The 25,469-nt window shown below is 50.2% G+C and carries 21 protein-coding genes and 3 tRNA genes; 5 read left to right on the forward strand and 19 right to left on the reverse strand.

All coding sequences use genetic code 11. The features are described 5' to 3' along the window. The 8 genes from ACP5D0_RS02445 to tig all read right to left on the reverse strand — a co-directional run bounded on the left by ACP5D0_RS02445 (position 1) and on the right by tig (position 7,039). A tRNA-Val gene (locus ACP5D0_RS02445) sits at positions 1 to 76 on the reverse strand. Between the two features lie 36 nt (positions 77 to 112). After that, positions 113 to 189: transfer RNA gene (locus tag ACP5D0_RS02450), tRNA-Asp, on the reverse strand. A 15-nt stretch (positions 190 to 204) separates the two neighbouring features. Further along, positions 205 to 280, reverse strand: a tRNA-Val gene (locus ACP5D0_RS02455). A gap of 232 nt (positions 281 to 512) precedes the next feature. Next, the gene (locus ACP5D0_RS02460; RefSeq protein ID WP_472363975.1) at positions 513 to 785 is read right to left on the reverse strand and encodes an HU family DNA-binding protein; all 273 of its coding nucleotides are present in this window, start codon (positions 783 to 785) and stop codon (positions 513 to 515) included. 117 nt (positions 786 to 902) lie between these two features. Beyond that, positions 903 to 3,356 (reverse strand): endopeptidase La, encoded by a 2,454-nt coding sequence (gene lon, locus ACP5D0_RS02465; RefSeq protein WP_472363976.1) that lies wholly within the window; start codon positions 3,354 to 3,356, stop codon positions 903 to 905. Between the two features lie 259 nt (positions 3,357 to 3,615). Further along, positions 3,616 to 4,866, reverse strand: coding sequence for an ATP-dependent Clp protease ATP-binding subunit ClpX (gene clpX / locus ACP5D0_RS02470; RefSeq protein WP_472363977.1), 1,251 nt, complete (start codon positions 4,864 to 4,866; stop codon positions 3,616 to 3,618). A 23-nt stretch (positions 4,867 to 4,889) separates the two neighbouring features. Further along, the gene (gene clpP / locus ACP5D0_RS02475; RefSeq protein WP_472363978.1) at positions 4,890 to 5,492 is read right to left on the reverse strand and encodes an ATP-dependent Clp endopeptidase proteolytic subunit ClpP; all 603 of its coding nucleotides are present in this window, start codon (positions 5,490 to 5,492) and stop codon (positions 4,890 to 4,892) included. Positions 5,493 to 5,728: 236 nt separating this feature from the next. Continuing rightward, positions 5,729 to 7,039, reverse strand: a complete 1,311-nt coding sequence (gene tig / locus ACP5D0_RS02480; RefSeq protein WP_472363979.1) for a trigger factor — start codon at positions 7,037 to 7,039, stop codon at positions 5,729 to 5,731. 151 nt (positions 7,040 to 7,190) lie between these two features. On the opposite strand from tig, the gene ACP5D0_RS02485 reads away from it, so the two are divergent. Beyond that, positions 7,191 to 7,607, forward strand: coding sequence for a YgaP family membrane protein (locus ACP5D0_RS02485; RefSeq protein ID WP_472363980.1), 417 nt, complete (start codon positions 7,191 to 7,193; stop codon positions 7,605 to 7,607). Positions 7,608 to 7,674: 67 nt separating this feature from the next. On the opposite strand, the gene ACP5D0_RS02490 is transcribed toward ACP5D0_RS02485, so the two are convergent. From ACP5D0_RS02490 to ACP5D0_RS02515, 6 genes are all read right to left on the reverse strand, one after another. Continuing rightward, complete coding sequence (locus ACP5D0_RS02490) at positions 7,675 to 9,633, reverse strand: ABC-F family ATP-binding cassette domain-containing protein (protein ID WP_472363981.1); 1,959 nt, start codon at positions 9,631 to 9,633, stop codon at positions 7,675 to 7,677. Then, positions 9,627 to 10,379, reverse strand: a complete 753-nt coding sequence (locus tag ACP5D0_RS02495; protein ID WP_472363982.1) for an ABC transporter ATP-binding protein — start codon at positions 10,377 to 10,379, stop codon at positions 9,627 to 9,629. The genes ACP5D0_RS02490 and ACP5D0_RS02495 overlap by 7 nt, the downstream gene beginning before the upstream one ends. After that, complete coding sequence (locus ACP5D0_RS02500; RefSeq protein WP_472363983.1) at positions 10,372 to 11,622, reverse strand: lipoprotein-releasing ABC transporter permease subunit; 1,251 nt, start codon at positions 11,620 to 11,622, stop codon at positions 10,372 to 10,374. Before ACP5D0_RS02500 ends, ACP5D0_RS02495 begins: the two co-directional genes overlap by 8 nt. Before the next feature lie 16 nt (positions 11,623 to 11,638). Further along, positions 11,639 to 12,265, reverse strand: a complete 627-nt coding sequence (locus ACP5D0_RS02505; protein ID WP_472363984.1) for a trimeric intracellular cation channel family protein — start codon at positions 12,263 to 12,265, stop codon at positions 11,639 to 11,641. 118 nt (positions 12,266 to 12,383) lie between these two features. Continuing rightward, positions 12,384 to 13,691: an NAD(P)/FAD-dependent oxidoreductase gene (locus ACP5D0_RS02510; protein ID WP_472363985.1), complete on the reverse strand. Its 1,308-nt coding sequence runs from the start codon at positions 13,689 to 13,691 to the stop codon at positions 12,384 to 12,386. A 233-nt stretch (positions 13,692 to 13,924) separates the two neighbouring features. Then, positions 13,925 to 15,148, reverse strand: a complete 1,224-nt coding sequence (locus ACP5D0_RS02515) for a hypothetical protein (protein ID WP_472363986.1) — start codon at positions 15,146 to 15,148, stop codon at positions 13,925 to 13,927. A 255-nt stretch (positions 15,149 to 15,403) separates the two neighbouring features. Between ACP5D0_RS02515 and mfd the strand changes: the two genes are divergently transcribed. The 3 genes from mfd to ACP5D0_RS02530 all read left to right on the forward strand — a co-directional run bounded on the left by mfd (position 15,404) and on the right by ACP5D0_RS02530 (position 20,080). Beyond that, complete coding sequence (mfd, locus tag ACP5D0_RS02520; protein ID WP_472363987.1) at positions 15,404 to 18,949, forward strand: transcription-repair coupling factor; 3,546 nt, start codon at positions 15,404 to 15,406, stop codon at positions 18,947 to 18,949. Further along, entirely contained in the window at positions 18,946 to 19,560 is a 615-nt protein-coding gene (locus tag ACP5D0_RS02525; RefSeq protein WP_472363988.1) for a peptidoglycan binding protein CsiV, read from the forward strand. Before mfd ends, ACP5D0_RS02525 begins: the two co-directional genes overlap by 4 nt. 214 nt (positions 19,561 to 19,774) lie before the next feature. Then, positions 19,775 to 20,080 carry a DUF3817 domain-containing protein gene (locus ACP5D0_RS02530; RefSeq protein WP_472363989.1) on the forward strand — a complete coding sequence of 102 codons (306 nt, stop codon included), beginning with the start codon at positions 19,775 to 19,777 and terminating at the stop codon, positions 20,078 to 20,080. Positions 20,081 to 20,194: 114 nt separating this feature from the next. On the opposite strand, the gene minE is transcribed toward ACP5D0_RS02530, so the two are convergent. The 3 genes from minE to minC all read right to left on the reverse strand — a co-directional run bounded on the left by minE (position 20,195) and on the right by minC (position 22,118). Continuing rightward, complete coding sequence (minE, locus tag ACP5D0_RS02535; RefSeq protein ID WP_472363990.1) at positions 20,195 to 20,449, reverse strand: cell division topological specificity factor MinE; 255 nt, start codon at positions 20,447 to 20,449, stop codon at positions 20,195 to 20,197. 3 nt (positions 20,450 to 20,452) lie between these two features. Next, positions 20,453 to 21,265: a septum site-determining protein MinD gene (minD, locus tag ACP5D0_RS02540; protein ID WP_472363991.1), complete on the reverse strand. Its 813-nt coding sequence runs from the start codon at positions 21,263 to 21,265 to the stop codon at positions 20,453 to 20,455. A 136-nt stretch (positions 21,266 to 21,401) separates the two neighbouring features. Beyond that, positions 21,402 to 22,118 (reverse strand): septum site-determining protein MinC, encoded by a 717-nt coding sequence (gene minC, locus ACP5D0_RS02545; RefSeq protein WP_472363992.1) that lies wholly within the window; start codon positions 22,116 to 22,118, stop codon positions 21,402 to 21,404. 185 nt (positions 22,119 to 22,303) lie between these two features. On the opposite strand from minC, the gene ACP5D0_RS02550 reads away from it, so the two are divergent. Then, the gene (locus ACP5D0_RS02550; RefSeq protein WP_472363993.1) at positions 22,304 to 22,630 is read left to right on the forward strand and encodes a peptidylprolyl isomerase; all 327 of its coding nucleotides are present in this window, start codon (positions 22,304 to 22,306) and stop codon (positions 22,628 to 22,630) included. An 18-nt stretch (positions 22,631 to 22,648) separates the two neighbouring features. Here the strand turns inward: ACP5D0_RS02550 and ACP5D0_RS02555 are convergent, their stop codons facing one another. Then, positions 22,649 to 23,233 carry a hypothetical protein gene (locus ACP5D0_RS02555; RefSeq protein ID WP_472363994.1) on the reverse strand — a complete coding sequence of 195 codons (585 nt, stop codon included), beginning with the start codon at positions 23,231 to 23,233 and terminating at the stop codon, positions 22,649 to 22,651. 70 nt (positions 23,234 to 23,303) lie between these two features. Next, positions 23,304 to 25,469 (reverse strand): bifunctional aconitate hydratase 2/2-methylisocitrate dehydratase (gene acnB, locus ACP5D0_RS02560; protein ID WP_472363995.1); only part of this gene is annotated, 2,166 nt, incomplete at its 5' end.

Consider the following 25,469-nt stretch of genomic DNA (forward strand, 5'->3'; position numbering starts at 1 on the left):
TGGTGGGTGATACTGGGTTCGAACCAGTGACCCTCGCCTTGTAAGGGCGATGCTCTCCCAGCTGAGCTAATCACCCGAACCGTATAAAACAATTCTAATCAGTGCAAAAAAATGGCGGAGTGGACGGGACTCGAACCCGCGACCCCCTGCGTGACAGGCAGGTATTCTAACCAACTGAACTACCACTCCGAATTGAATCAAAATTGGTGGGTGATACTGGGTTCGAACCAGTGACCCTCGCCTTGTAAGGGCGATGCTCTCCCAGCTGAGCTAATCACCCAATCTTGACAATCCTTCTGCGTTTAAAGCCGTTTCAGACGCTGTCTGAGCTTGCCTTAACTGATGGGCGTATTATAAGTACTCCGATGACGTTGTCAAACGTTTTTGGTCGGTTTTTTGACATCTTTTTGACAAGACGACTCGACAGTTACACCATCAAAAAAGCCCCCGTAATTAAGCCATTGATTTCACTTAATTACGGGGGCTTCAGCCTAAGAATTTTCGATTCGGTCTTAGTTAACAGCGTCTTTTAGGGCTTTACCGGCTGTGAACTTGGGGACTTTTGCTGCAGGGATCTGCATTTCAGCACCGGTTTGAGGGTTGCGACCGGTACGTGCGGAACGTTCGCCGACTTTGAAGGTGCCAAAGCCGATAATGGCCACAGAGTCGCCTGAGCTCAGTGCTTTGGTGACCGTCGCAACGGTTGCTTCCAGTGCTTTGGCCGCATCGGTCTTCGTCAATCCAGATTCTTCCGCGATCGCACTTACTAATTCGGTTTTATTCATGATGTAAGTTTCTCCATAAGGTTTTAAGTATTCTTTACCACCCAGTTAAGGCTAGACGTAGTTATATCAGCGTTGAATATTTACTGTCAAGCCTTTACCGGTTGAAAAGTTGCATTTTCAGTGTCTTTTGGTGCCTTTTTTTAAAATTTGACCTGCAGACTCTTCATTGACGATGGCGGTATCCATTTCGGGATCGTTTAAGCTGATGTCGGAAAGGCCGCCTGCTTCTATCCCAGCCGGTGGCCAAGACTCCAACGCTATTTTAAACACTTCATCGATCCATTGCACGGGGTGAATGTCCAAACCGGATTTCACTTCATCCGCGATTTCCGATAAATCCCGTACATTTTCATATGGAATCAATACTGTTTTAATGCCACCGCGAGCTGCGGCCAGCAGTTTTTCTTTCAAACCGCCAATGGGCAGCACTTCGCCGCGCAGGGTAATTTCTCCGGTCATTGCCACATCTGAGCGTACAGGAGTTTGTGTCAACACAGATGCAATGGCGGTACAAATGGCAATTCCCGCACTGGGGCCGTCTTTCTTAATAGCGCCTTCTGGAAAGTGGAGGTGAATGTCCTGCTTTTCGTAAAAGTCGTCTTCCAGCCTCAGTTCTTTGCTGCGGCTGCGTATCACGCTCATGGCTGTTTGCGTGGATTCCTGCATGACGCTGCCAAGCTGTCCGGTGGAGGTGTTTTTGCCTTTGCCGGGCATGGCCGTGGCTTCTATACGCAATAAATCGCCGCCAACGCGTGTCCAAGCCAATCCGGTTACCTGACCGATTTGGTTTTTATCTTCCGCAAGACCAATGCGGTATTTGGCTACCCCGAGGTATTTCTCAAGGGTGTCGGGCGAAACTTTGATGGGGGGCGTCGCTTCGCCGGTGACGATTTCCTTAACGGACTTTCGACAAATTTTGGCCAGTTTTTGATCCAATAAACGCACACCGGATTCGCGTGTGTAGGTTTGGATGATCTGGAGAATGGAGGCATTCGGTATTTCGATTTCATTGGCTTTCAGGCCGTGATCCTTCATTTCACGCGGCAGTAAGTGTTTGGAAGCGATATTCAGCTTTTCGTTTTCGGTGTAACCGGCCAGATCAATGATTTCCATACGATCCAATAACGGTTCAGGGATGTCCATTGAGTTGGACGTGGCGACAAACATCACATCGGATAAATCGTAATCGACTTCCAAATAATGATCGTTAAAGGCTTTATTCTGTTCCGGATCGAGCACTTCCAGCAAAGCACTGGCAGGGTCGCCACGATGGTCGCGTGCCATTTTGTCGATTTCATCGAGTAAAAACAGTGGGTTACGTGTCCCGGCGGTTTTCATTTTCTGAATCACGCGTCCCGGTAAAGCGCCCAGATAGGTTTTACGATGCCCACGGATTTCCGCTTCATCGCGCACGCCACCCAAGGACATCCGCACATAGTGGCGATTGGTCGCTTCGGCAATGGAACGTGCCAAAGAGGTTTTCCCCACCCCCGGTGGTCCGACCAAACACAGAATCGGCCCTTTCATTTTCTTGACGCGTTTTTGCACGGCCAAGTATTCAATGATGCGTTCTTTGACCTTTTCCAGCCCGTAATGCTGTTTATCTAAAATGGTTTGCGCTTTCTGAAGGTCGTTGGACACCCGACTGCGTTTCTTCCACGGCAGAGAGACCATCCATTCCAGATAGGTGCGAATAATATTGGCTTCGGGAGACTGCGGCGACATCATTTTCAGTTTCTTCAACTCTTCCTCGGCTACCTTTTGTGCCTCGGTGGTCATGCCCACCGACTCGATTTGTTCTTTCAGTTTGGTGGCTTCACTCACGCCGTCTTCAGAGGCTTCGCCTAGCTCTTCGTGGATGGCTTGCAGCTTGGTGTTGAGATAGAAGTTTCGCTGGGTTTGATCCATTTTTTTCTTCACGCGCGAATGAATGCGCTGTTCCGATTCCAATAAATCAATTTCGGTTTCAATGGTGTTGAGGATGTGCTCCAAACGGTCGTTGATCGATAGGATCTCCAACAATTGTTGCTTTTCTTCAATGCCCAGCTTTAGATTCGCGGAAATGGTGTCCACCAAACGATTGGGATCATTGGTTTTTTGAATGCTTTTCTGGACTTCCGATGGGATTTTTTTCTTGAGATCGGCATAGTCCTGAAAGCGTTCCTGAATGGTTCGCACCAGAATCACGCCATCGTTATCCAAACTTTCATCCGAAGTAACCTGTTGGATGTCGCCGGTCAAATAAGCGTCTTCACTGTTCAAACCGAGTAATTCAAAACGCTTGACGCCTTCGACCAGTACTTTAAGCGTGCCGTCAGGCAGTTTCAGTAACTGCAAAATATTGGCCATGACGCCAATACGATAGAGGTTATCCAAGCTTGGCGTTTCTTCCGTTGCGTTTTTTTGCGTTACCAGAAAAATTTGCTTGTCTTCTTTCATGGCCGCGTTCAAAGCGTTCATGGATTTAGGGCGCCCCACGAATAAAGGCACAACCATCCCAGGGAATACCACGACATCCCTAAGCGCCAGCACAAATACATTGGTTTTGAATTCAATTTGGTCTATGTCCATGATGCCTTCCAGTTTTTCTCGTTATTATTAGCCCGAACAGTTTATAAATCTGTAGCGACCAAGCTAGCCCGAATATTTCACAAATTTGCACCGACCTTGCTTGCTCCTTGATTCCACAAGCAATATTTTCTCAGTCGGCCGTAATCAGGGAGTCGGCACTTGTTCGAAAATTTCCTTGTGAAAACAATGTACTGCGCAATCTCAGCACAAATTCATAAAACATTCGGGCTAGGAAATTTCGTGAAGCACACCGGTTGCGTTACTCGCCCGATGCTTTTTCGGTGTCTTCGTACATTAACATCGGTTTTTTAGTGCCACGGATAACCGCTTTGTTGACAATGACTTTTTCAACATTTTGCAAGCTCGGTAAATCGTACATCGTATCAAGCAATGTTTTTTCCAAAATCGATCTGAGACCACGTGCGCCTGTCTTACGCTCGATCGCCATTTTTGCGATTTCCGCTAACGCCTCTTTACGGAACTGCAGTTCCGCCCCTTCCAATTCAAACATTTTCTGATACTGTTTTACCAATGCATTTTTGGGTTCAGTCAAAATCTGGATCAGGGCTTTTTCGTCCAGTTCTTCCAGTGCGGCCACTACCGGTAGGCGACCGACAAACTCAGGAATTAACCCGAATTTGACCAGATCTTCCGGCTCAATATTCTGGAAACGTTCGGAAAGGCTGGCTTTCGTCTCTTGAGATTTCACTTCCGCCGAAAAACCGATACCGACATTTTTATCGGTGCGTTGCTCAATCAGCTTGTCCAGCCCTTCAAAAGCCCCCCCAACGATAAAGAGAATTTTAGATGTATCGACTTGAATCATGTCCTGATTCGGGTGTTTACGCCCACCTTGTGGCGGAATGTTGGCAACGGTGCCTTCAATTAACTTTAATAAGGCTTGTTGCACCCCTTCCCCAGAAACATCGCGCGTAATGGAAGGGTTTTCGGATTTGCGCGTGATTTTATCGATTTCATCGATGTAAATAATACCACGCTCGGCTTTTTCCGGCTCATTGTCACAACTCTGCAATAGCTTTAATACGATGCTTTCAACATCTTCACCGACATAACCGGCTTCTGTCAGAGTGGTCGCATCCGCTATGGCAAAAGGCACATCCAGCAATCGAGCCATCGTCTGCGCCAGCAGTGTTTTCCCGGAACCGGTCGGGCCAATCAGTAGAATGTTACTTTTGTTGAGTTCCACATCATCTTTTTGATAGCCGTTCTGAAGCCGCTTGTAATGGTTGTAAACCGCCACAGACAGCACCTTTTTGGCATGGTTCTGGCCGATGACATAGTCATCCAGAATCTGGCTAATTTCATGGGGTGTTGGCAATTTGTCGAGTTCGAAACGGTTGAACTCCTCTTCACCGAACTCTTCTTTTAAAATGTCATTACACAATTCCACGCATTCATCACAAATGTACACAGAAGGGCCGGCAATTAATTTTCTCACCTCGTCCTGTGCTTTTCCACAGAACGAACAATATAGGTTCTTTTCACTCATCGGTCAGTTTTATCCTTCTTTTCTTAGCGGCGTGTTAATACTTTATCGACCAATCCATAGTCGCAAGCCTGTTGGGCGCTCATAAAATTGTCGCGATCCGTGTCACGCTCAATGACTTCCAAAGGCTGTCCGGTATGATCAGCCAAAGCTTGATTTAAACGCCCTTTGATTTGAATGATTTCTTTCGCATGGATTTCAATGTCGGACGCCTGCCCTTGAAAACCGCCCAAAGGCTGGTGAATCATCACCCGTGAATTCGGCAATGCAAACCGCTTGCCCTCGGCACCAGCAGAAAGCAAAAAAGACCCCATGCTCGCCGCTTGACCCACGCACATGGTACTCACATCCGGCTTGATAAAGCGCATGGTGTCGTAAATGGCCATGCCCGCAGTTACACTGCCGCCAGGCGAGTTAATGTACAAGTGAATGTCTTTATCCGGGTTTTCGGATTCCAGAAACAGCATCTGTGCCACAATTAAGTTGGCCATGTGGTCTTCAACCTGCCCCACCAAAAAAATGACGCGCTCTTTCAACAAGCGGGAATAAATATCAAACGAACGTTCACCACGGCTGGTTTGTTCGATAACCATTGGAATCAGAGCGTCTTGGATCGGTGTGGAATGCATTCAAGTTAACCTTTTGTTATTTTTACAGTTTTGTGCCGCTTTGAACGAAGTCAGAAGCGTTTGTTCGAATCTGAGCAACGCCAATTCCGCAGAGAGAAGCGTTGCGTTTCAGTGACACGGCAATTATGGAGTATTTGCGCTATCTTAGCGTTTTATCAGGTAAAAAAAACTTAACCTTGCTACAAAACGACCTCATTCCGCAGCAAACGTTAAGTTTTTAACCGTCAAACCGGACATTAAGCGGCTGGACGCACAACCTCTTCAAAAGACTTAACCACTTGTTTGACCTTGGCCTTTTCCAGAATGGTATTGGCAATTTCTTTTTCCACCAAAATGGCGTCAATTTCTTTCATTGCCTGTGGGTTGCTGGCATACCAGTCAATCACTTCTTTCGGGTCTTCATAAGCCGCCGCCTGGTCTTCAATAAACGCCTTACGGGCTTCATCCGTGGCTTCAATCTTGTGCGCTTTAATCACTTCACCGAGCACCAAACCAATTTTAACGCGGTTTTTGGCTTCGTCTTTAAAGGTTTCAGGGGTTAAGCCCAGCTGCTGTGGATCCAATCCCTGTTGCTTAAATTGTTCTGCCTGACGTTGCATCAACGAAGACGCCTCCTGATCAATCAAGGATTGCGGCACTTCAAAATCGGCTTTTTCGGCCAGCGCATCCAAAACGGCTGAACGATTCTGGTTTTCAACGGCGCGTGCCAGTTCTTTGGTCATATTGGCGCGAATTTCCTTCATCAAGCTTTCTTCTTGACCGTCTTCAATGCCAAACGACTTAACAAATTCTTCGTCAATTTCCGGCAAGACTTGTTTTTGCACCGAATGCACCGTGATGTCGAAGGTAACGGTTTGACCCTTCAATTCGTCCGATTGATAATTTTCTGGAAAGGTGACTTCAATGGTTTTTTCTTCGCCTTTCTTCATGCCGATAATTCCGTCTTCAAAACCGGGGATCATGCGACCAGAACCGAGAACCAAAGGCACGTTTTCCGCTTTTCCGCCTTCAAATTCCACACCGTCTTTTTTGCCGACGAAGTCGATGATGACTTGCTCGCCTTCACGCGCTTTTTTCGCTGCACTTGCCGTTTTCCAAGCCATTTTTTGCTCACGCAATTTAGTCACCATATCGTCCACATCTTTGTCACTGATTTCAGACTGGATGGTTTCGATGGTCAAGCTTGAGAAGTCCGGCAGGTCGATTTCGGGAAAGATTTCAAACGTGGCTGAAAATACGATTTGGCCGTCTTTTTCGTCCAAATCTTGGAATTGCGGATAACCGGCAATGTTTAGAGACTCTTTAGCAAGCGCGTCATAGAAAGACTGTTGTACCGTTTCCCCCATCATTTCCTGGCGCACTTGACCACCGTAACGCTTTTTGACGATGTTCATCGGCACTTTACCGGGACGGAAACCATCCATTTTAACGGTGCGACGCATCTGAGCGAGACGTTTTTCCACTCGGCTATCCAGATCGCCTGCAGGAAGCGTGACGTTGATTTTGTGTTCAAGGCCGGTTTCCGGCTTTTCTACTGTTACTTGCATGTGCTTAATCTCAAAAGTTTAAAATCCAGAACGTGAACAGAGCGGCACCGGTTTCGGTAACCAAAAGCCTCTGTTCGGCGGCATATAAAATAAACGCATAATTATACCGATTTTGTGAAATTAAAGAAAGACATAGCCCGGAAATATTGACGTGAAATACGCAAATACTTTTGTTCAGTGCGCCAAGTATGATAATATCAGCTGCTTAAATTTCTGCCAAGCGTGCAGGGCTGAATGGTGGCTTTCAAGCGTGCCCGTCAGCGATTCCCTATTGAATATGGGCGTGGACATGGGTGTGCAATCGGCTCTGGAAGCGTCATGTCGGCAAGGGCTTCAATTCAAACCAAGAGGATGTAACATGGTAATCGAAAAGTTCATGATGTTAATGGTTGGCACAATGGTGTTATTGTCGGCCATTCTGGCGTATTATTTTTCCCCTTTGTGGCTGCTTTTGACCGGTTTCATTGGTCTGAACCTCCTTATTTCCGGTTTTACAGGTTTTTGCCCAATGGTGTTTTTCCTGCGCAAGTTCGGCTTAAAGCACGGTTGCGCTTTCCGAAACTGCTAACTTGTAACCTGAATTAGTTCGAAAAGGCTGCGATTCGCGGCCTTTTTTGTGGGTGTGTTTTACGGTTTCAGGTAATGGTCATAAAGGTCGTCGTAATCTCTTCAATCTCCGCCTCCAGAAGCAACCATTCGTCTTCAAGCGTCTCGATTTCGGCAGTCAGTCGTGCTTCATCTTTTAATAACCCCGTCAGTTCGTCCGAACGGCTGCTTTCATAGAGTCCAGGCGCTTCCATTTGCGCATGAATGTCGGTCAGTTCGGTCTGAGCGGTGGATAACGCCTTTTCCACCTGTGCGAGTCGTTTAGTCTGTGTGCGAGTCGCCTCTTTTAAGCGTTTGCGCGATTGCGCATTTTCTTGTCGCTGGGCTTTTTTATTGGTCGCAAGGGCATTCTCGTGGGTTTCACCAGGCCTGGCGGATGCTTGTTTCAGGTTGGCCTGCTGTTCTTTCAATCGCTTTAGTCGCTGCTGCAAATAGGTTTCCAGATCGCCGGAATAACGCGCCACCTCCCCATCATGTACCCACCAAAACTGATCCACCAGACTCGACAGCAAATGTTGGTCGTGGGTGACCAGAATCAGTGCACCGGAGAATGCCTGCAAGGCCATCTCCAACGCATCCCGGGTTTCCATGTCCAGATGGTTGGTTGGCTCGTCCATAATCACCAGATTGGGTTTCTGATACACCATCAAGGCCAGACTCAAACGCGCTTTTTCACCACCGGAAAAATGTTTGACCGGATCCAGCGCCTTATCATGCCCAAACCCAAATTGCCCCAGAAAATCACGCCCTTCTTGATCCGTCACGGTTTTCATCAGTGTGTCTCCCAAGGCCTGCAAATGGGCTAGGGGCGTGCTATCAAGCTTGAGTGCTTCCAACTGATGCTGGGCAAAATAGCCGATTTTTAAACCCTTGCTGTAGCGAACGCGTCCCTGCTGCGGTTCGAGGGTTTGAATCAACAGTTTCAGCAAAGTGGACTTCCCCGAACCATTCACGCCCACCAGCCCAATGCGGTCTCCGGCTCGCAGCGTCAGCGAAACGCCTTCCAGAATGGTGGTATCACCATAAGCAAAGTACAGATCTTCCGTTGTTAACATCGGATCGGGTAAGTGATCCGGCTCGGCCAGTTGAAATTGAAAAGGATTCGTGGCCTGAACGGCGGCCACCTGTTCGATTCGTTCCAATGCTTTGACACGGCTTTGCGCCTGTTTTGCCTTGGAGGCTTTGGCTTTGAAGCGTTCGATAAAGGATTTTAAATGCTGCATCTGCTGTTTTTGCTTGTCGTGCAACGCCTGCTGCTGCATCAGCTGTTCATTGCGTTGACGCTCGAAGGCCGCAAAATTACCGGTAAAATATTGAATGCGCCCCTGTGCCAGTTGCGCGATGCCCTGCACCACCTCATCCAAAAAATAACGATCGTGCGAAATAGTCATGACGGCACCGGGGTAGGATTTAAGCCATTGAATCAACCAAGACACCGCTTCAATGTCCAAGTGATTCGTCGGCTCATCCAGCAGCAATAGATCCGCACGTTGCATTAAGGCGCGTGCCAATTTTAGCCGCACCTGCCAACCACCGGAAAAAGACGAAAGCGGTTGATGAAAGTCCGACGCTTTAAACCCGAGACCAAAAAGCAAGTGCTGCGCTTTGATGGGGACATCATAGCCTTGAATGCGATCCAGCGCATCGTAAGCCGCCACCAAGTGATCGTGGTGGTTGTCGCGTTCGGCCTGTTCAATTTGATCACGTGCATTTGCATAGAGGGAGTCCCCATGCGTCACGTAATCCAGAACCGTCCAATGCAGCCGGTTCTGCTCCTGTTCCACATAGCCGATTTGCCAGTTCTCGGGCAGATTGATGCTTCCTGCATCAAGGGGTGTTTCGTTGAGAATGGCTTTCAGCAAAGTGGACTTGCCCGCGCCATTGGCTCCGATCAAACCGATTTTTTGCCCAGGATGCACCACCAAAGAAGCATTTTCCAGCAGACATTTGGTGCCGGCCATCAGCGTAATTGCTTGAATGCTTAACATGGTTTGTCAGAGTTTGAAGAGAATGAAGGAATTGAAGGCGCTGTGGGTGCTTGCGAGGGGGTGACAAAACGACCTTCCGTTAATTGATACTGTCGATCCATTTTCGCGGCCAGTGCCAAGTCGTGCGTAACCACCACTAAGGCGGTTTGGCGTTCTTGATTCAGCGACAGCATCAGGTCGAATACGGTTTGCGCTGAGGTTTCGTCTAGGTTACCGGTGGGTTCATCCGCAAGAATGCAAGCCGGACGTGTAATCAGTGCGCGAGCAATGGCGACCCGCTGGCGTTCGCCCCCCGACAGTTCAGCCGGTTTATGGTGCAGCCGGTGGCCTAAACCGACACGTTCCAGTAACTCGGTGGCTTCGCGCTGTGCTTGCTTGGCAGGATGCCGCGCCACGCGCAACGGCAACATAGCATTTTCCAGTGTCGTCAGCTCCGGCAACAGAAAATGGAATTGATACACAAATCCCATATACTGGTTGCGCAAACGCCCGCGCTTGACTTCTCCCAGTGCGGAAAAGGCCTGTCCCATCAGTTTTACCTCGCCGCCAGTCGGCGAATCCAAGCCAGCAAGTAAATGAAGCAAGGTACTTTTACCAGAACCGGAACTGCCGACAATCGCCACCTTTTCATCTGTTTCCAGGCTGAAATTTAAGTCCCTAATCACCGGCGTCACCAGTTTGCCGTCCCGGTATTCTTTTTCTAACTGTGTGGCCTCAAGGATGCTAGTGTTCAGATCATTATTCATAACGTAATGCCTCGGCAGGTTGTGTTTTGGCCGCACGGCGTGCCGGATAGATGGTGGCCAGCAGTGTTAGCACAAACGCCAGGCCTGACACCACCCAAACATCTTCCCAGTGAAGATCGGACGGAATCTTACTGATGTAATAAATGTCCGCAGGGAAAAACTCAAAACCAAAAAGCTGTTCAATGAACGGCACAATCACATCCAGATTCAATGAAATGACCACACCGCCCAAAATGCCGAGAACCGCACCCATCACACCAATAATTAATCCCTGCACCATAAAAATGGTCTGAATGCTTGCCGGACTCGCGCCGATGGTGCGTAATACCGCAATGTCTTTTTGTTTGTCCGTCACCACCATCACCATGGTGGAAACGATATTAAACGCCGCCACCATAATGATTAGCGCCAGCACAATAAACATCATGCGCTTTTCCATTTCAATCGCTTTGAAAAAGTTGGCATGCTGTTGCGTCCAGTCTCGAATGTACAGCACCTGATCGATGCGATTGCTGATTTCGTGGCGCACCGTGCGCACCTCGAACATATTGTCCAATCGTAACTGCAGCGCGGTCACCGCCGACCCGAGTTTGAACACTCGTTGCGCATCTTCTAAATGCACCAATGCCAAAGCGCTGTCGTATTCGTGCATGCCGACTTCAAACACGCCGCTCACCGTAAAACGCTTCAGTCGCGGCATGATTCCCAACGGGGACACCGAAGCCTGCGGCGCCACCAGAGTCACCTTGTCACCGATGGAAACCCCCAGCGCATTCGCCAGCTCGCTGCCGAGGATAATGTTGTAATCACGCGACTTCAAATCCGCCAGTTGACCATATTGCATTTTGTCGGCCACATCCGCCACCTGCCCTTCATATTCCGGCAAAACCCCGCGCACCAGCACGCCTTTCACTTGGTCTCCGGCGGTCAGCATCCCCTGCCCGGACGCATTCGGAGCCGCGCCAGTAACGTGTGGCAGGGTTTTCACGATGCCGTACAGATCCTGCCAATGGTGTAACCGTTCACCACGCTCCGACAGGGTCATGTGCGCGGTCATGTCCAGAATACGGTCACGAAGCTCCTGCTGAAACCCATTCATAATCGACATCACCGTCACCAGCGCTGTCACCCCCAGTGCGATGCCGATCATCGACGACAGCGAAATAAACGAAATAAATCCGTTGCGTTTTTTGGCGCGGGTATAGCGCATTCCCAGCAATAATTCGAAAGGCAATTTAAACATAAGTCCGTCTCTTGGATCAGTCCTGGGAGTGAATGGGTTGAAAAACAGGCAGGCCGATATTGTTCAGGATCGCCCAGATGCGCAAACTGAAAATAACCAGAATGGAAATAATGACCGAAGCGTCCATGGAAAGCCCCCAATCGGACAACAGCAACAAGGTACTGATGCCAACAAACGAGGCGGTGGCATAAATTTCTTTGCGAAAAATCAACGGCACTTCGCCCATCAGAACATCGCGAATCACCCCGCCAACCACGCCGGTCATAATGCCGGTCATAATGACAATGGGATCGGACAAACCGAGCGCCATGGCCTTTTGAGCCCCGATCACACTGAATACCGCCAGGCCTAAGCCGTCCAAAAACAGCAATAATCTGACCGGCAAATGCCGTACACGCGCATAGAAAAACAGAAACAGTGTTGCCAGCACCACTATGTAAATGTAAATGTTTTGCGATAGCCAGAATACGGGTTGATCCAGTATCAAATCGCGCAAAGTGCCACCGCCCACCGCCGTTACCATCGCAATGACAATGGCACCGAACAGATCCAGCTGTTTTCGACTGGCCGCCAGCAAGCCGGTCAGGGCAAACACCGCTGTGCCGAGCAAGTCCAGGTAATAGAGCGTTGTGACTAAATTCATGGCGGTATTATAAAGCAAAGCCAAACAGGAACAATGACTTTAACGCCCGCAGGATTCTTCACTACAGAAACAAAAACGCCCTCATAAAGAGGGCGTTTCAAATCGGGATCAAATCGAATTATTTATCGGATTTCAAACGGTTGATGCCCAGCATTTTCATAATATACTTCTGGTAAATCGGCTCGGAGTTACCGGCTTTCATATTACGAATGAAGTATTTTTCAAAGGCGATTTTAGCCAAGTGCACCCACTTGCCACGTTTTGCCCAGGTCAGGTTACGAGGCGGGATTTGCGGTAACGCCACAAAAGCGGCACCGGTGTCACCCATATCGGCCAGACAGACGGTGTTCCAAGTCGGTTCGGAATCCGGCTCTTTGCCAGCCAGGTTCGCTTCGATATTGTGACAGATGGCCGTTACCATAGACTCAATCATCAAGCCCGTTTTTGGCGTTCCCACCGGAACAGGCGTTGCTTCCACTGGCGGAATGGCGATCCCCACACCCAGAGCGTAAATATTGTGATAGGTTGGATTACGGCTGAAGTTATCAACCTTAACGAAACCGCGCGGGTTGACCAAGGGCCCGCCCATGTTTTCCGGCTCGGCCAACTCTTGCAGGAATTTAGACCCTTTAAACGCTGGTAACATCATGGAGTATTTGAATGGCAGCTCATGCTGATCAATCACTTCACCCTTGTTGTTGTGCTCGTCAACGTACATTTTGCCATCTTCGATTTTGGTGACCTTGGCGTTACAGATCCAATTGATGTGACGGTTACGCATTTCTGTTTCCATCAATCCTTTGGAGTCGCCCACACCGCCCAGACCTAAATGACCGATATAAGGCTCAGAAGTCACAAACGTCATCGGCACTTGGCTGCGAATTTTACGCTTACGCAAATCGGTTTCCATAATCATGGCAAATTCATACGCCGGGCCGTAGCAAGAGGCGCCCTGCACCGCACCCACAACGATCGGACCAGGGTTTTTGCAGAATTCTTCCCATTGATCATAGGCTTCAGACGCATGCGGGGTGGTACAAACGGAAACGGTGTGGCCGCCATGACTTTTCGGGCCAAAACCTTCGACTTCGTCAAACGCCAATGCCGGGCCAGTGGCCAGTACTAGGTAGTCGTATTCCATTTCGGCACCGTCATCCAAGGTGATTTTGTTATTGGGTGCGTCCAGCTGGGTGACTGTTTGGTGATAAAACTCAATCCCTTTGCGGGTCAGGTGCGGTTCCAATTTGAATGAAATGTCTTCCGGTTTACGCCAGCCCACCGCGACCCAAGGGTTGGAAGGGACAAAATTAAACTCATCAATCGCATTCACGACCTTGACTGTATGCTCTTTGCTTAGATGCTTACGAATGTCGTAAGCCATGGGTAAACCGCCGGTGCTGGATCCTACTACAACAATTGTTGCCATTTTTTGTTCCTTTTCACTCGTCTCTCAAAAATTGCTCAAACATCCCGCGTTACATAGCTTCGCGACCTTGTTACAGTCAATAAGTTTACTGGAGGACACCGGGTTGTTCAAGAACTCCAATCGGGTACAGAAGTTTATCTACGCGGAAATAATGAGCGATTTATTCGCAAAATAAAAATAAATTTTTCGAATGTGGGTGAATAGATTTTGCTTATCCTTAAGAATAAAATTTATTAGCGGGACGCTTTCGTTGACTGCAAACTGAGCGCAGGCCACAAAACCAGCGTCACATAAGAAGCCAATAATATCGAAAATAAGGCCACAAAAGCGGCCTGTTGCACCAGAATATTTGAGCTAAAATTGAGCACCAATAACCCGCACATCAAAATAAGCGTGGTGGCCCAAATCGGCTTGCCCACACTGGCTAGCGCGTATCGGTGACAGGATTCCGAATCGTTGAAATAGCCTCTTTTAGACTTCAAGTAGCGGGAAAAATAGTGAATCGCATCGTCCAGCACAATGCCCAACGGCACAACCAGAACCACCGCTGAAATCATCTTGGTTTGCTGCACAAGAAAAAAGCCCGCCACGACCAAAATAATGGCCACTAAACTGCTGCCAAGCGTCATAAAAGTTATTTTTACATCCTGCCAAAATACTAATAACACGGCAAAACTGCTCAATAACATCCAGCCGATGGCATAGAGTCCGTCCAGGCGTGGCCACAGATAGGCGAAACTGAACGCCAGCGCCAACACTGAAAGCGCCAGCAATACACGAACCTGAAACGGGTGCTGTTGTAACCAGTCCGCCAAAGCTCTGAAGCCGTGTCGGTCTTGATAGTGTCCTACCCGAAATTCCAGAAACCATCGCAACAATAGCAGTGGCAGTGCGGTTAACATCAGTGCATAACTGACTGCCGCGCCCAGCAGAACAATCCAGGCGGCACTCGTCCAGTCGGGATCGTAAAGTGCCGCGACCCAAAGCCCCAGCGCCGTAGTGAGGTTGGAGAGAAAAATCGGCATCACATTCATCTGCAGGGCTTCCGCCAACGCATCGTGCTGAAAAGCACCCCGCGCCATTTCCCGCAACAGTGCCGACAGGATGTGAATCAAATTACTCATGGTCAGCGCCAACAGCAGCACCCAGCCCAGCACACTGGTGGTGTTCATCGGTTGCTGTAACCAGCCTGCAAGCCCCAGCACCAAGCCGAATACCGCCAGACTTCCCCCCAATAGCAGCAAGCCTGCTTTAACGGAGTCCATAAGCTTTGCGCCCATTAGGCTCATCAATAGCAACGCCAAGCCGATGAGGCCGATATCCGCCATCTGCAATGGGGTGGACGATTGCACCATGCCGAGTCCTCCCAACAGCCCGAGACTGCCGACCCATAAAAAGGCGATTCTATGATGGTGGCTTAAAATCTGCACCCACTGATATGCCCAGCGTCTATTCATTCTTAACAAAACCCTCTGTATAAAAGCCTCAACTACCCAGCGCATGGCCTTGCAGCCTATTTGACGTTATTATAGGCATTCAACAACGCCTTCTGTCGAATGTTTCAGAAACGTCATTCTAAAATAGCAGCATCGAACAACACGACGTCCGAAGGCTCAGTCGAACCTGACAAACGGATTTAATCAACCGTGCCTTAACACTCGCGCGCCCTAAAATAAAGCAATATAAAGCAATCTATGGCTTTTCGGGGTAAAATGCCCGTTTTAAACAGCCTAATGCAATATACCGATCCAATGTCGAACCCCTATTCTCTTCTGTCCGCTGACCAAGTGCCGCTCAAAGGGCACCTATCGCACTGGTCTTTAAACGGTCTGGCCGAGGCCAGTCTGGCGATTATGACCAAGGCTCAAAAACACCCAGGCCTGGTGATTCTGCTCACGCGTGATATGGCCGAAGCCAATCGCTACCAGGAAACGCTGGCGTTTTTTCGAGAAGACGATCTGCCTGTGTTAAGCTTTCCTGAATGGGAAACCCTACCATACGATCAGTTTTCACCGCATCAGGACATTATTTCCCAGCGATTGCGTACCCTCTACCAGCTCCCGCAGACTGAAAAAGGCATTCTGATTCTGCCGGTGAGTACCCTCCTGCAAAGAGTTGTCCCCCACGCGTTTATCGAGCAGTACACCTTCCTGCTCAAGTGCGGCGATACCCTTGACACCGAACCCTTTACCCAACGTTTGGAAAGTGGTGGTTATCAACGCGTCAGCCAGGTGATGGAGCATGGTGAGTTTGCCGTGCGCGGTGCCATTATCGACCTCTTCCCAATGGGCAGTCGCGTGCCCTACCGCATCGACTTGTTTGATAACGAGGTCGAAAGCATCCGCAGCTTTGACCCGGAAACCCAGCTCAGCACCGACAAGCTCGATCAAATCGAACTGCTGCCCGCCAAGGAATACGACCTTAACCCTGAAGGGCTACTGCGTTTCAAACAGCGTTTTCGGCAAACCTTTGGTGACGAAGCCCGTCAGGCCTTGCTGTATCAAGCCATTCAAAAGGGTCAAACGCTGGACGGATTGGAATATTATTTATCCTTGTTTCACGCAGAAACCGCCACCCTCTTCGATTACATCCCTGATAACAGCTTGTTTTTCAATCAACCCGGGTTGCAGGACGCCATTCGGCAAAGCTGGCAGGATTACCAGGAACGCTATCAGATTGCGCGACACAACCCCGATTACCCAGTGTTACCACCGGACGAACTGATTCAATCCGAAAGCGACCTCTTTGCCGCCCTTAAACGTCACCACCGCATTCAAATCGAACCGAAAGGGGCTTCTTCGGCTTCGGCGGTCACCGTCTTTCAAACCTTGCCCACGCCCGACTTGAGCCTGAACGCCCATGGCGATTACCCGTTGGCGAAATTGAATGCATTTCTTGATCAGTACCAAAACGAATACGGCGGCCGAATTTTATACAGTGCCGAATCCACAGGTCGCCGTGAAACGCTATTAACACTTCTCAGCAAACACCCGGAATTCAAAGGAAAAACGCCTAAAACAGTGGAAGGCTGGAAGGGGTTTAAACAGGCCGCCGAATCCCTGCAAATTGTGGTTGGTCCGCTGGAAGAGTCGATTTTTACACCGGATTTCTGCCTCATCTCCGAAGAGCAGATTTTCGGCCAGACCGTGATCCAAAAACGCCGCCGCAAGCGCAAACATTCCGAATTCGACACCGCCGTTTCCAACCTGATCGAGCTGGATGTCGGCAGTCCGATCGTGCATTTCGATCATGGTGTTGGCCGCTATCTCGGACTGGAAACCATGACATTGCAGGGCGAAGAACATGAATTCCTGATGATCGAGTACGCGGACGAAGCCAAGCTTTACGTACCGGTCACCGCCCTGCATCTCATCAGCCGTTACACCGGTGCCAGCGCCGACACGGCACCATTGCACAAGCTCGGTTCCGACAAGTGGGACAAAGCCAAGCGCAAGGCCGCCGAAAAAGTACGCGATGTTGCGGCCGAATTGCTTGATATTTATGCCCAGCGAGAAGCCAGGCCTGGCCATGCCTTTGAAACCGACGAAGAAGCCTACGCCCGTTTCAAAGCGGGCTTCCCTTTTGAAGAAACCCCCGATCAGGAAGCCGCCATTGAAGCGGTTCTGGCCGATATGCGTGCCGACAAACCGATGGATCGTCTCATCTGCGGTGATGTCGGTTTCGGCAAAACCGAAGTGGCCATGCGCGCCGCCTTTGTCGCCGCCTATTCCGGCAAACAGGTCGCCTTGCTGGTGCCCACCACCCTGCTGGCACAGCAACACCTGGAAAACTTCCGCAATCGCTTTGCCGACTGGCCCGTGCGTATTGAAGGGCTATCGCGGTTCCAAACCGCCAAGGAAACCAAACAGATTCTCGAAGCGGTGCAAAACAATCAGGTGGACATCATCATTGGCACCCACAAGTTGATTCAGGGCGACCTGAAATTTGATCACCTCGGCCTGATTATCATTGATGAAGAACACCGTTTCGGTGTGCGCCAAAAAGAACAGCTGAAAAAACTGCGCACCGAAGTGGATGTGCTGACCATGACCGCCACGCCCATTCCACGCACATTGAACATGGCGATGAACGACCTGCGCGACCTGTCCATTATTGCCACCGCCCCCGCCAAACGTCTGGCGGTGCAGACCTTTGTGCAAGAATGGAATCCAGACCTGGTCAAAGAGGCCTGCCTGCGGGAAATCCGTCGCGGTGGTCAGATCTATCTGCTGTTTAACAATGTGGATAAAATCGAACACATGGCCGAAGAAATGCGAGCCTTATTGCCGGAAGCCAAGGTGGATGTTGCCCACGGGCAGATGCACGAGCGTGAATTGGAACAGGTGATGCAAAACTTCTACCACCGTCGCTTTAACATCCTGGTCTGTACCACCATTATTGAAACCGGTATCGACATTCCCACTGCCAACACCATCCTTATACATCGCGCTGATAAATTCGGTCTGGCGCAATTGCACCAGTTGCGCGGTCGTGTCGGGCGTTCGCATCACAAGGCCTACGCCTACCTGTTTACTGCGGGCAAAGCCTTGATGACCGCCGATGCCGAAAAACGCCTTGCCGCCATTGCCAAGCACGACACCCTCGGTGCCGGTTTTATGCTTGCCAGTCACGATCTGGAAATTCGCGGAGCCGGTGAACTGCTGGGCGACGGTCAGTCCGGTCAGATTCAAGAAATCGGCTTCGGGCTCTATTCCGAGCTGCTCGACCGCGCCGTCAAAGCGCTCAAGTCCGGCAAGCAACCGGCCTTGGAAGCCAAGCTGCATACGGGGCCGGAAATCGAACTCGGTCTCCCCGCGCTGATTCCCGAGCATTATCTGCCCGACATTCACACCCGCCTGGTGTTTTACAAACGCATTGCCAGTGCCGACAGCGCCAGCGCGTTACAAGAACTGGAGGTGGAAATGATCGACCGTTTCGGCTTGCTGCCCGATCAAGTCAAACACCTCTTCGCCGCCACTCGGGTCAAACTCACCGTGGATCCGCTTAATCTGAAAAAAGTGGAAGCTTCGGACAGTCAAATTCGCATTCAGTTCGGCGACAGCCCCAATATCGACCCGTTGGAATTGATCAAGCTGATTCAGAAGCATCCGAAACAATACCAATTAAAAGGTCAGACGGAACTGAAATATTTCGATACAATGCCCGAAATGCAACAGCGAATCGCCGCCATTGAACTCATTGCCGCGACGCTCTACCAAGCGCCTGCCAGTTCACCCGCCCAGAAGGAATACGCATGATCAGACGTTTGTTTTTCAGTCTTATAACCGCCTCTTTTCTAAGCTTGGGTGTCACCCTAAACGCCCAGGCCGAAGGCTTGCCCAAATACCAGGTGGAACTCATTGTTTTTGAAAGCCTCGCCTTGCGGGGTTGGACCGAAGAATACTGGCCGGAAATTCCCCCCATCTGGATCGATAATGCCGTCAGTCTCACGCCGCTGCCGTCCAGCCAACGGATGCTCAACAGTGAGGCTCGGAAAATGACGACCCAGCGCGGCTATCGCATTTTGTATCATGAAGGCTGGGTTCTCTACGGCAAACCGGAAAACCAAAGTCGCCTAATTCGCATTGAATCCCTGCCCGAAAAAAGTTACGAGTCGAAGCTGCTGGGCAGTTTGCTGTTTTACAAATCGCGTTTTGCCCACGTCCAGTTGGATTTGGAACTGGAACGAATCATCCCGAAACGGATTCGTCAGGCGTTTGCTGAAAACGAACACCTCACCGAAGCCGAATTGCCCGCGTTCTGGCGGTTTGAATTGCGTGAATCCCGCAAGGTGAAATCCGGCGAGTTGCACTACTTCGACCACCCGCTATTCGGCGCGATCTTGAAAATTCAGTATCTTGGGCAATAACGCAAATAAACCATCCGCCAAATACATCCATGTTTGCCATGTGATTTTGGCTAGGCTAAATGACCAGGCCTGGCGGAAAGGCTAGTCGTTTATCCCTCAAGGGTGTTTTAACACTCCTCTAGCGTGAACTCTGGCATGATGTAAATCACAATCATTTATGCTTGTATAAAGATGCTTTATGCAAAATACTCAATCAAACTGAATAGGAACAACTATGAACGGAAATATCAAACTGCTTTACTGGCTGGCTTTTCTCGACGGCATTGCGCTGCTGTTGCTTGTCTTTGTGGCCGTGCCCATTAAATATCAGCTCGACTGGCCCTATGGCGTGAAGGTACTCGGTCCGCTGCACGGGGTACTGTTTATTTCGCTGACCCTCACCATGCTGTGGGCGGTGCTGAAAAAACACATTCAACCGTCACTGGGCGCGTTGATGTTCTTTGCCGCACTCATTCCTTTGGGTGCCTTTTATGCCGATCACCGCTTGAAAAAAGCCGTAACGGCCTCCAATCAGGCGTAGAGCCTCAGCACCAAAAATACCAGGCCTGGCAAAAAAGCCGCTGAGGAAAGTACTTCCCCAGCGGCTTTTAAAATTACCCCATTAATTTTACCCCATCAATGAAATCAGCCGCCGTTATTTATCCGGCAACACCAAATTCAATTCCAGCACTTCAAACCCATTGGCTTCGTCCACGGAAATCTGCAACTGATCCTGATCAATGGTCACATACTTGGAAATCACCTGCAGAATTTCTTCGCGCATTTTCGGCAAATAATCCGGTGCCTTTCGTTCGGAACGCTCATGTGCCAATAAAATCTGCAAACGGTCTTTGGCCACATTAGCGGATTTATTCTTTTTCTGTCCCAGTAAATAGTCAAGTAATGCCATGGCTTACTTCCCGAATATTTTCTTGAAAAGGCCTTTTTTCTCAGCCGTCAGAAAACGATGCTCAAGCTCTTCGCCCAAGAAACGATCCACCACATCCTTATACGCCTGAGCGGCATCGGAGCCCTCTGTCATAATGACCGGCTCGCCGGAGTTGGACGCATTCAGTACCTGCTGAGACTCTGGAATGACCCCCAGCAGTTTGATGTTCAGCAGCTCGGTCACATCTTCCACCGACAGCATTTCACCAGTTTCCACTCGTGTTGGGTTGTAGCGCGTCAACACCAGGTGTTCGATAATCGGTTCGTCACCGTTTTCAGCGCGACGCGACTTGGCTTGCAAAATCCCCAGAATGCGGTCTGAGTCACGCACCGATGACACTTCCGGATTGGTGACGACGATGGCTTCATCCGCATAATACAGCGCCAACTGTGCGCCTTTTTCAATGCCCGCCGGCGAGTCGCAGATAATGAAATCGAAGCCGTCTTCTTTCAAATCTTCGATTACTTTTCCCACGCCTTCTTGAGTCAAGGCATCCTTGTCGCGCGTTTGCGAGGCGGCGAGAATGTAGAGATTATTGATGCGTTTGTCACGAATCAGCGCCTGTTTCAAAGACGCTTCGCCCTGAACGACGTTCACAAAATCATACACCACGCGGCGCTCACAGCCCATAATCAAATCCAGATTACGCAACCCCACGTCAAAATCTATGACAGCCACTTTATAGCCTTTTAACGCCAGACCGGCCGAAATACTGGCACTGGATGTGGTTTTGCCCACACCGCCCTTACCGGAGGTTACAACGATTACACGTGACACCTAAGATTCTCCTCAAAATAAAATAACACTCGTTGAACAAGTCGAACACGGAATGGCCGCAAACTTGGGCCATTATAACGAAATGGATGGATTGCGTAAATTTTCGTGCGCTGTGCAGCCTGCCTTTACCGCCTGATTACGCCAAGACATCGGGGTTGAACACCAGCTTGTCATCCTGCATGCGAATTTCCACAAACCCCTGTTTATAAGCCTCATCAATGTCTTCCGACAATTGATACATCCCCGCAATGCAAACCAGCTCGGGGTTTAGCTGTTTGGCAAAAATCCGCGCGTCACGATCTCCGGAAGACCCGGCAAACACTTTTCCCATCACCTTGCCAAACACATGCACATGACCGTCCGCCACCACTTCCGCGCCCGGGTTGATCGACCCCATGACAATCAAATCACGGTCTTTGGCGTAAATTTGCTGACCGGAACGCACCGAGCTGGGCACCAGCATCGCGGTTTTTAGCCCCGCCTCGGCGGCGGCTTCGGCGGTTTGAGCCGCCTGCGCTTTGACCGCGTTTTCTCTTCTGGGCGCTTTGGGTTTCTCTTTCGGGAAAACCGCCAGGCCTGCGTATTCCGCCTGTTCCATCACCGTCTGGTCTTCGGTGCGAATGCCGATGGGAATCATTTTTTTCTGGTGCAAAAACTCCACCAGCAGCGCCAGAAAAGCGGCATCCTTCAATGCAATCTGCGGTTCCAGCACCACCGGAATGCCCACAAAAAAGTCAGGTGCCTGCGCAATCTTGTCCGCAATGGCCTGCTTGGTTTCAAGAATCTGATCGGAAAATAGATTCAAGACCGTTAAGGAAAGAATTGAGCCTTTTAAGTCGATTATTTTGCTCATAATGCAGGATCAAACCCCAAAAATATAATGAAAAGTATAGTGAAAAATATAACGAAAAATTTAAAGAAGGGAATCTTACTTGACGCACCGAATTCCGTCAAAGCAAATCCCCTTTTTTGCAAACGAAAAGCACTCTAGAAAAGCACTATAATGATGTCTTTTCGACAAGATCACGATGGGAAGACATGGAGCCGCCCGAACCTTTAAAACCACCGCACCCGGATTCCCGCGCCAAAGCACATCACCTTTTGTTGGCCAGCGAGGACGAGGCCAATGCGCTCAAAGCCTGCATTCACACCTTGGATGATCTGATGCAATTGGCGCCGTCACACTCACGTTGCCCGTCCGCGAAAATCGGCGGCGATTTGGGCTTATGTAAACCCGGCGTGATGGTTGGCGAAATGGAAACCGTTGTTTTCAGTGCGCCGCTTGACACCCTCATAGGGCCGATTCAAACGGTGCATGGGTTTCATCTGGTGTGGATTAAAAAACGCCATCTCGCCGATGCTTAAAGGATTCGACCTGAAGCCTCATTGTAAAGCGTCTTCTTTTGCAGGCGCGACTTTCAGTTTCATTAACCGCACGGTTTTTTGATCGCTGTGACTCGAATCCTTCGGCTGGAAAATATCGTGCATCAATTCTTCGCCAACTTGGTCATAATGCTCTTCCATGTAAGCCAGACGCATATCGTAATAGCGCTGCAAGATCGAATCTCCCAGCGTCCAGTGCTTCGGAAACGCCACATTTTTGGTTTCATCACCCGTCAAGGACGCCAGCGTGATCAAAGTGCCGTCCTTGAGCTTGGTGAATGCCACCGTCAGCCAAGGACAGGTGACTTCCATTTCACCAAACTGCGTCACCAGCATCAGATCCTGCGCCACGTCTTCCCCCGAAACCTCAGTTTTGAAGCGCAAGCCCCCTTTTTCCAACGCTGAGATAAACGCATTGGCCTCTGCCAGATCCACAAACCCGACGCGCAGCAGATTCGCGTCTGCGCAAATGGCCATCGGGTGCAGGCGGCTCTCAACGGAGGAGAGCGCATCCATCGCTTGCTGGTTTTGCAATGCTTTGGCTTTGTGGATAACCACAGAAACCCCTTCAATTAAAACCGCCATTCAACAGTCCTTTTTCGATGTTTCCTACCCCGGAAACGTTATACAACTTCCGGGTTGAATTGAAAGGCGTTTAAGCCACCGCCACGCCGATGTCCGACAATTTCTTCGGCTCTTCCACTTTGTAGTCGGCCATTTCGTCGAATTGCAGATAACGGTAAACATCATCCGACATGGTATCCAGCATCGCCACCGCGTCCATATACTCGGCCACGGTCGGAATGCGACCCAACACCGAACAGACCGCCGCCAGTTCCGCCGACCCCAGGTAAACGTTTGCGCCGTTGCCTAAGCGGTTCGGGAAGTTACGGGTCGAGGTCGAAAAGACCGTCGCGCCGTCGGCAACACGCGCCTGGTTCCCCATGCACAAAGAACACCCCGGCATTTCCGTCCGCGCGCCGACGCGCCCGTAAATGCTGTAATAGCCTTCTTCAATCAACTGACGCTCGTCCATCTTGGTCGGCGGCGCAATCCACAAGCGAGTCGGTACATTGCCCATTTGCTCCAGCACTTTACCGGCGGCACGGTAGTGACCGATATTGGTCATACAGGAACCGATAAACACTTCGTCGATTTTCGAGTTCTGAACGTCAGACATCAATTTCACGTCGTCCGGATCGTTCGGGCACGCCACAATCGGCTCTTTAATGGTCTCCAAATCGATTTCAATCACTGCGGCGTAATCCGCATCGGCATCCGCTTCCATCAATTGTGGGTTATCGATCCACGCCTGCATTTCGTCACGACGACGCAACAAGGTCTTGGCATCCTGATAACCGTTTTCAACCATCCAATCGATCAAGGCCATATTGGATTTCAAGTATTCGATAATCGGCTCTTCGCTCAGTTTCACCACACAGCCGTTGGCGGAACGCTCGGCGGACGCGTCGGACAACTCAAACGCCTGCTCCACTTTCAAATGCTCCAAGCCTTCGATTTCCAGAACACGGCCATTAAAGATATTTTTCTTTCCTTTCTTCTCAACCGTCAGCAAACCGTCCTGAATCGCTTGATACGGAATGGCGTTCACCAAATCACGCAAGGTGATACCCGGTTGCATGTCGCCTTTAAAGCGCACCAAAACCGATTCCGGCATGTTCAACGGCATCACGCCCAAGGTGGCGGCAAACGCCACCAGGCCTGACCCCGCCGGGAAGGAAATCCCGATTGGGAAACGAGTGTGCGAATCCCCGCCGGTACCGACGGTATCCGGCAACAACAGACGGTTCAGCCAAGAGTGAATCACCCCATCGCCCGGACGTAAGACCACGCCGCCACGGCTGGTCATAAAATCCGGCAAGGAGTGTTGTAGTTTGATGTCCACCGGTTTCGGATAGGCCGCGGTATGACAGAACGACTGCATCACCAAATCCGCCGAGAAGCCCAAACAGGCCAGCTCTTTCATTTCGTCACGCGTCATGGCACCGGTGGTGTCTTGCGACCCGACCGTGGTCATGCGTGGTTCGCAATACATGCCAGGGCGCACACCTTCGATACCACAGGCTTTACCGACCATTTTCTGCGCCAGCGTATAACCGTGTTCAGCTTGTGATTTATCCGTCGGACGGATAAAGACATCAGACGGTTCCATACCCAGCGCTTCACGCGACTTATCGGTCAAACCACGGCCGATAATCAACGGCACACGCCCACCGGCACGCACTTCGTCCGGCATGGTGTCCGGTGCCAATTCAAAGGTGGACACCACCTCGCCCGCTTCGTTGGTGATTTTGCCGTCGTATGGATGAATCGTGATGACGTCACCCATGTTCAGTTTTTCAACGTCACATTCAATCGGCAAAGAACCGGAATCTTCCGCCGTATTGAAGAAAATCGGGGCAATTTTACCGCCCAACACCACGCCGCCTTGGCGTTTGTTCGGCACGTAAGGGATGTCGTTACCGAAGAACCACATCACCGAGTTCATCGCCGATTTACGCGACGAACCGGTTCCCACCACGTCGCCCACATAAGCGACCGGGTGACCTTTGGCTTCCAGTTCGGCAATGGTGCCGTCCACATCGTCCATGCGCGCTTTCAGCATTTCCTTGGCGTGCAATGGAATGTCCGGGCGCGACCAAGCCGCTGTGGCTGGTGACAAATCATCGGTATTGGTTTCGCCTTCCACTTTAAAGACGGTCACGGTAATTTGTTCCGGCATTTTCGGCTTGGCGAGGAACCATTCGGCCTCCGCCCAGGACTTCAATACCTGCATGGCGTAATCGTTGGTTTTCGATTT

The sequence above is a fragment of the Hydrogenovibrio sp. genome, assembly GCF_049975065.1.
Classification (GTDB): Bacteria; Pseudomonadota; Gammaproteobacteria; order Thiomicrospirales; family Thiomicrospiraceae; genus Hydrogenovibrio.

What these genes read in the sequence shown, in the direction of transcription:
- ACP5D0_RS02530 (WP_472363989.1), top strand. Translation starts at nt 19,775, where the DNA reads ATGAACGGAAATATCAAACTGCTTTACTGGCTGGCTTTTCTCGACGGC.
- ACP5D0_RS02555 (WP_472363994.1), bottom strand. Translation starts at nt 23,233, where the DNA reads ATGGCGGTTTTAATTGAAGGGGTTTCTGTGGTTATCCACAAAGCCAAA.
- ACP5D0_RS02500 (WP_472363983.1), bottom strand. Translation starts at nt 11,622, where the DNA reads ATGTTTAAATTGCCTTTCGAATTATTGCTGGGAATGCGCTATACCCGC.
- ACP5D0_RS02550 (WP_472363993.1), top strand. Translation starts at nt 22,304, where the DNA reads ATGGAGCCGCCCGAACCTTTAAAACCACCGCACCCGGATTCCCGCGCC.
- clpX (WP_472363977.1), bottom strand. Translation starts at nt 4,866, where the DNA reads ATGAGTGAAAAGAACCTATATTGTTCGTTCTGTGGAAAAGCACAGGAC.
- clpP (WP_472363978.1), bottom strand. Translation starts at nt 5,492, where the DNA reads ATGCATTCCACACCGATCCAAGACGCTCTGATTCCAATGGTTATCGAA.
- ACP5D0_RS02515 (WP_472363986.1), bottom strand. Translation starts at nt 15,148, where the DNA reads ATGAATAGACGCTGGGCATATCAGTGGGTGCAGATTTTAAGCCACCAT.
- ACP5D0_RS02490 (WP_472363981.1), bottom strand. Translation starts at nt 9,633, where the DNA reads ATGTTAAGCATTCAAGCAATTACGCTGATGGCCGGCACCAAATGTCTG.
- mfd (WP_472363987.1), top strand. Translation starts at nt 15,404, where the DNA reads ATGCCCGTTTTAAACAGCCTAATGCAATATACCGATCCAATGTCGAAC.
- ACP5D0_RS02460 (WP_472363975.1), bottom strand. Translation starts at nt 785, where the DNA reads ATGAATAAAACCGAATTAGTAAGTGCGATCGCGGAAGAATCTGGATTG.
- tig (WP_472363979.1), bottom strand. Translation starts at nt 7,039, where the DNA reads ATGCAAGTAACAGTAGAAAAGCCGGAAACCGGCCTTGAACACAAAATC.
- lon (WP_472363976.1), bottom strand. Translation starts at nt 3,356, where the DNA reads ATGGACATAGACCAAATTGAATTCAAAACCAATGTATTTGTGCTGGCG.
- ACP5D0_RS02510 (WP_472363985.1), bottom strand. Translation starts at nt 13,691, where the DNA reads ATGGCAACAATTGTTGTAGTAGGATCCAGCACCGGCGGTTTACCCATG.
- minE (WP_472363990.1), bottom strand. Translation starts at nt 20,449, where the DNA reads ATGGCATTACTTGACTATTTACTGGGACAGAAAAAGAATAAATCCGCT.
- ACP5D0_RS02495 (WP_472363982.1), bottom strand. Translation starts at nt 10,379, where the DNA reads ATGAATAATGATCTGAACACTAGCATCCTTGAGGCCACACAGTTAGAA.
- ACP5D0_RS02505 (WP_472363984.1), bottom strand. Translation starts at nt 12,265, where the DNA reads ATGAATTTAGTCACAACGCTCTATTACCTGGACTTGCTCGGCACAGCG.
- ACP5D0_RS02525 (WP_472363988.1), top strand. Translation starts at nt 18,946, where the DNA reads ATGATCAGACGTTTGTTTTTCAGTCTTATAACCGCCTCTTTTCTAAGC.
- minC (WP_472363992.1), bottom strand. Translation starts at nt 22,118, where the DNA reads ATGAGCAAAATAATCGACTTAAAAGGCTCAATTCTTTCCTTAACGGTC.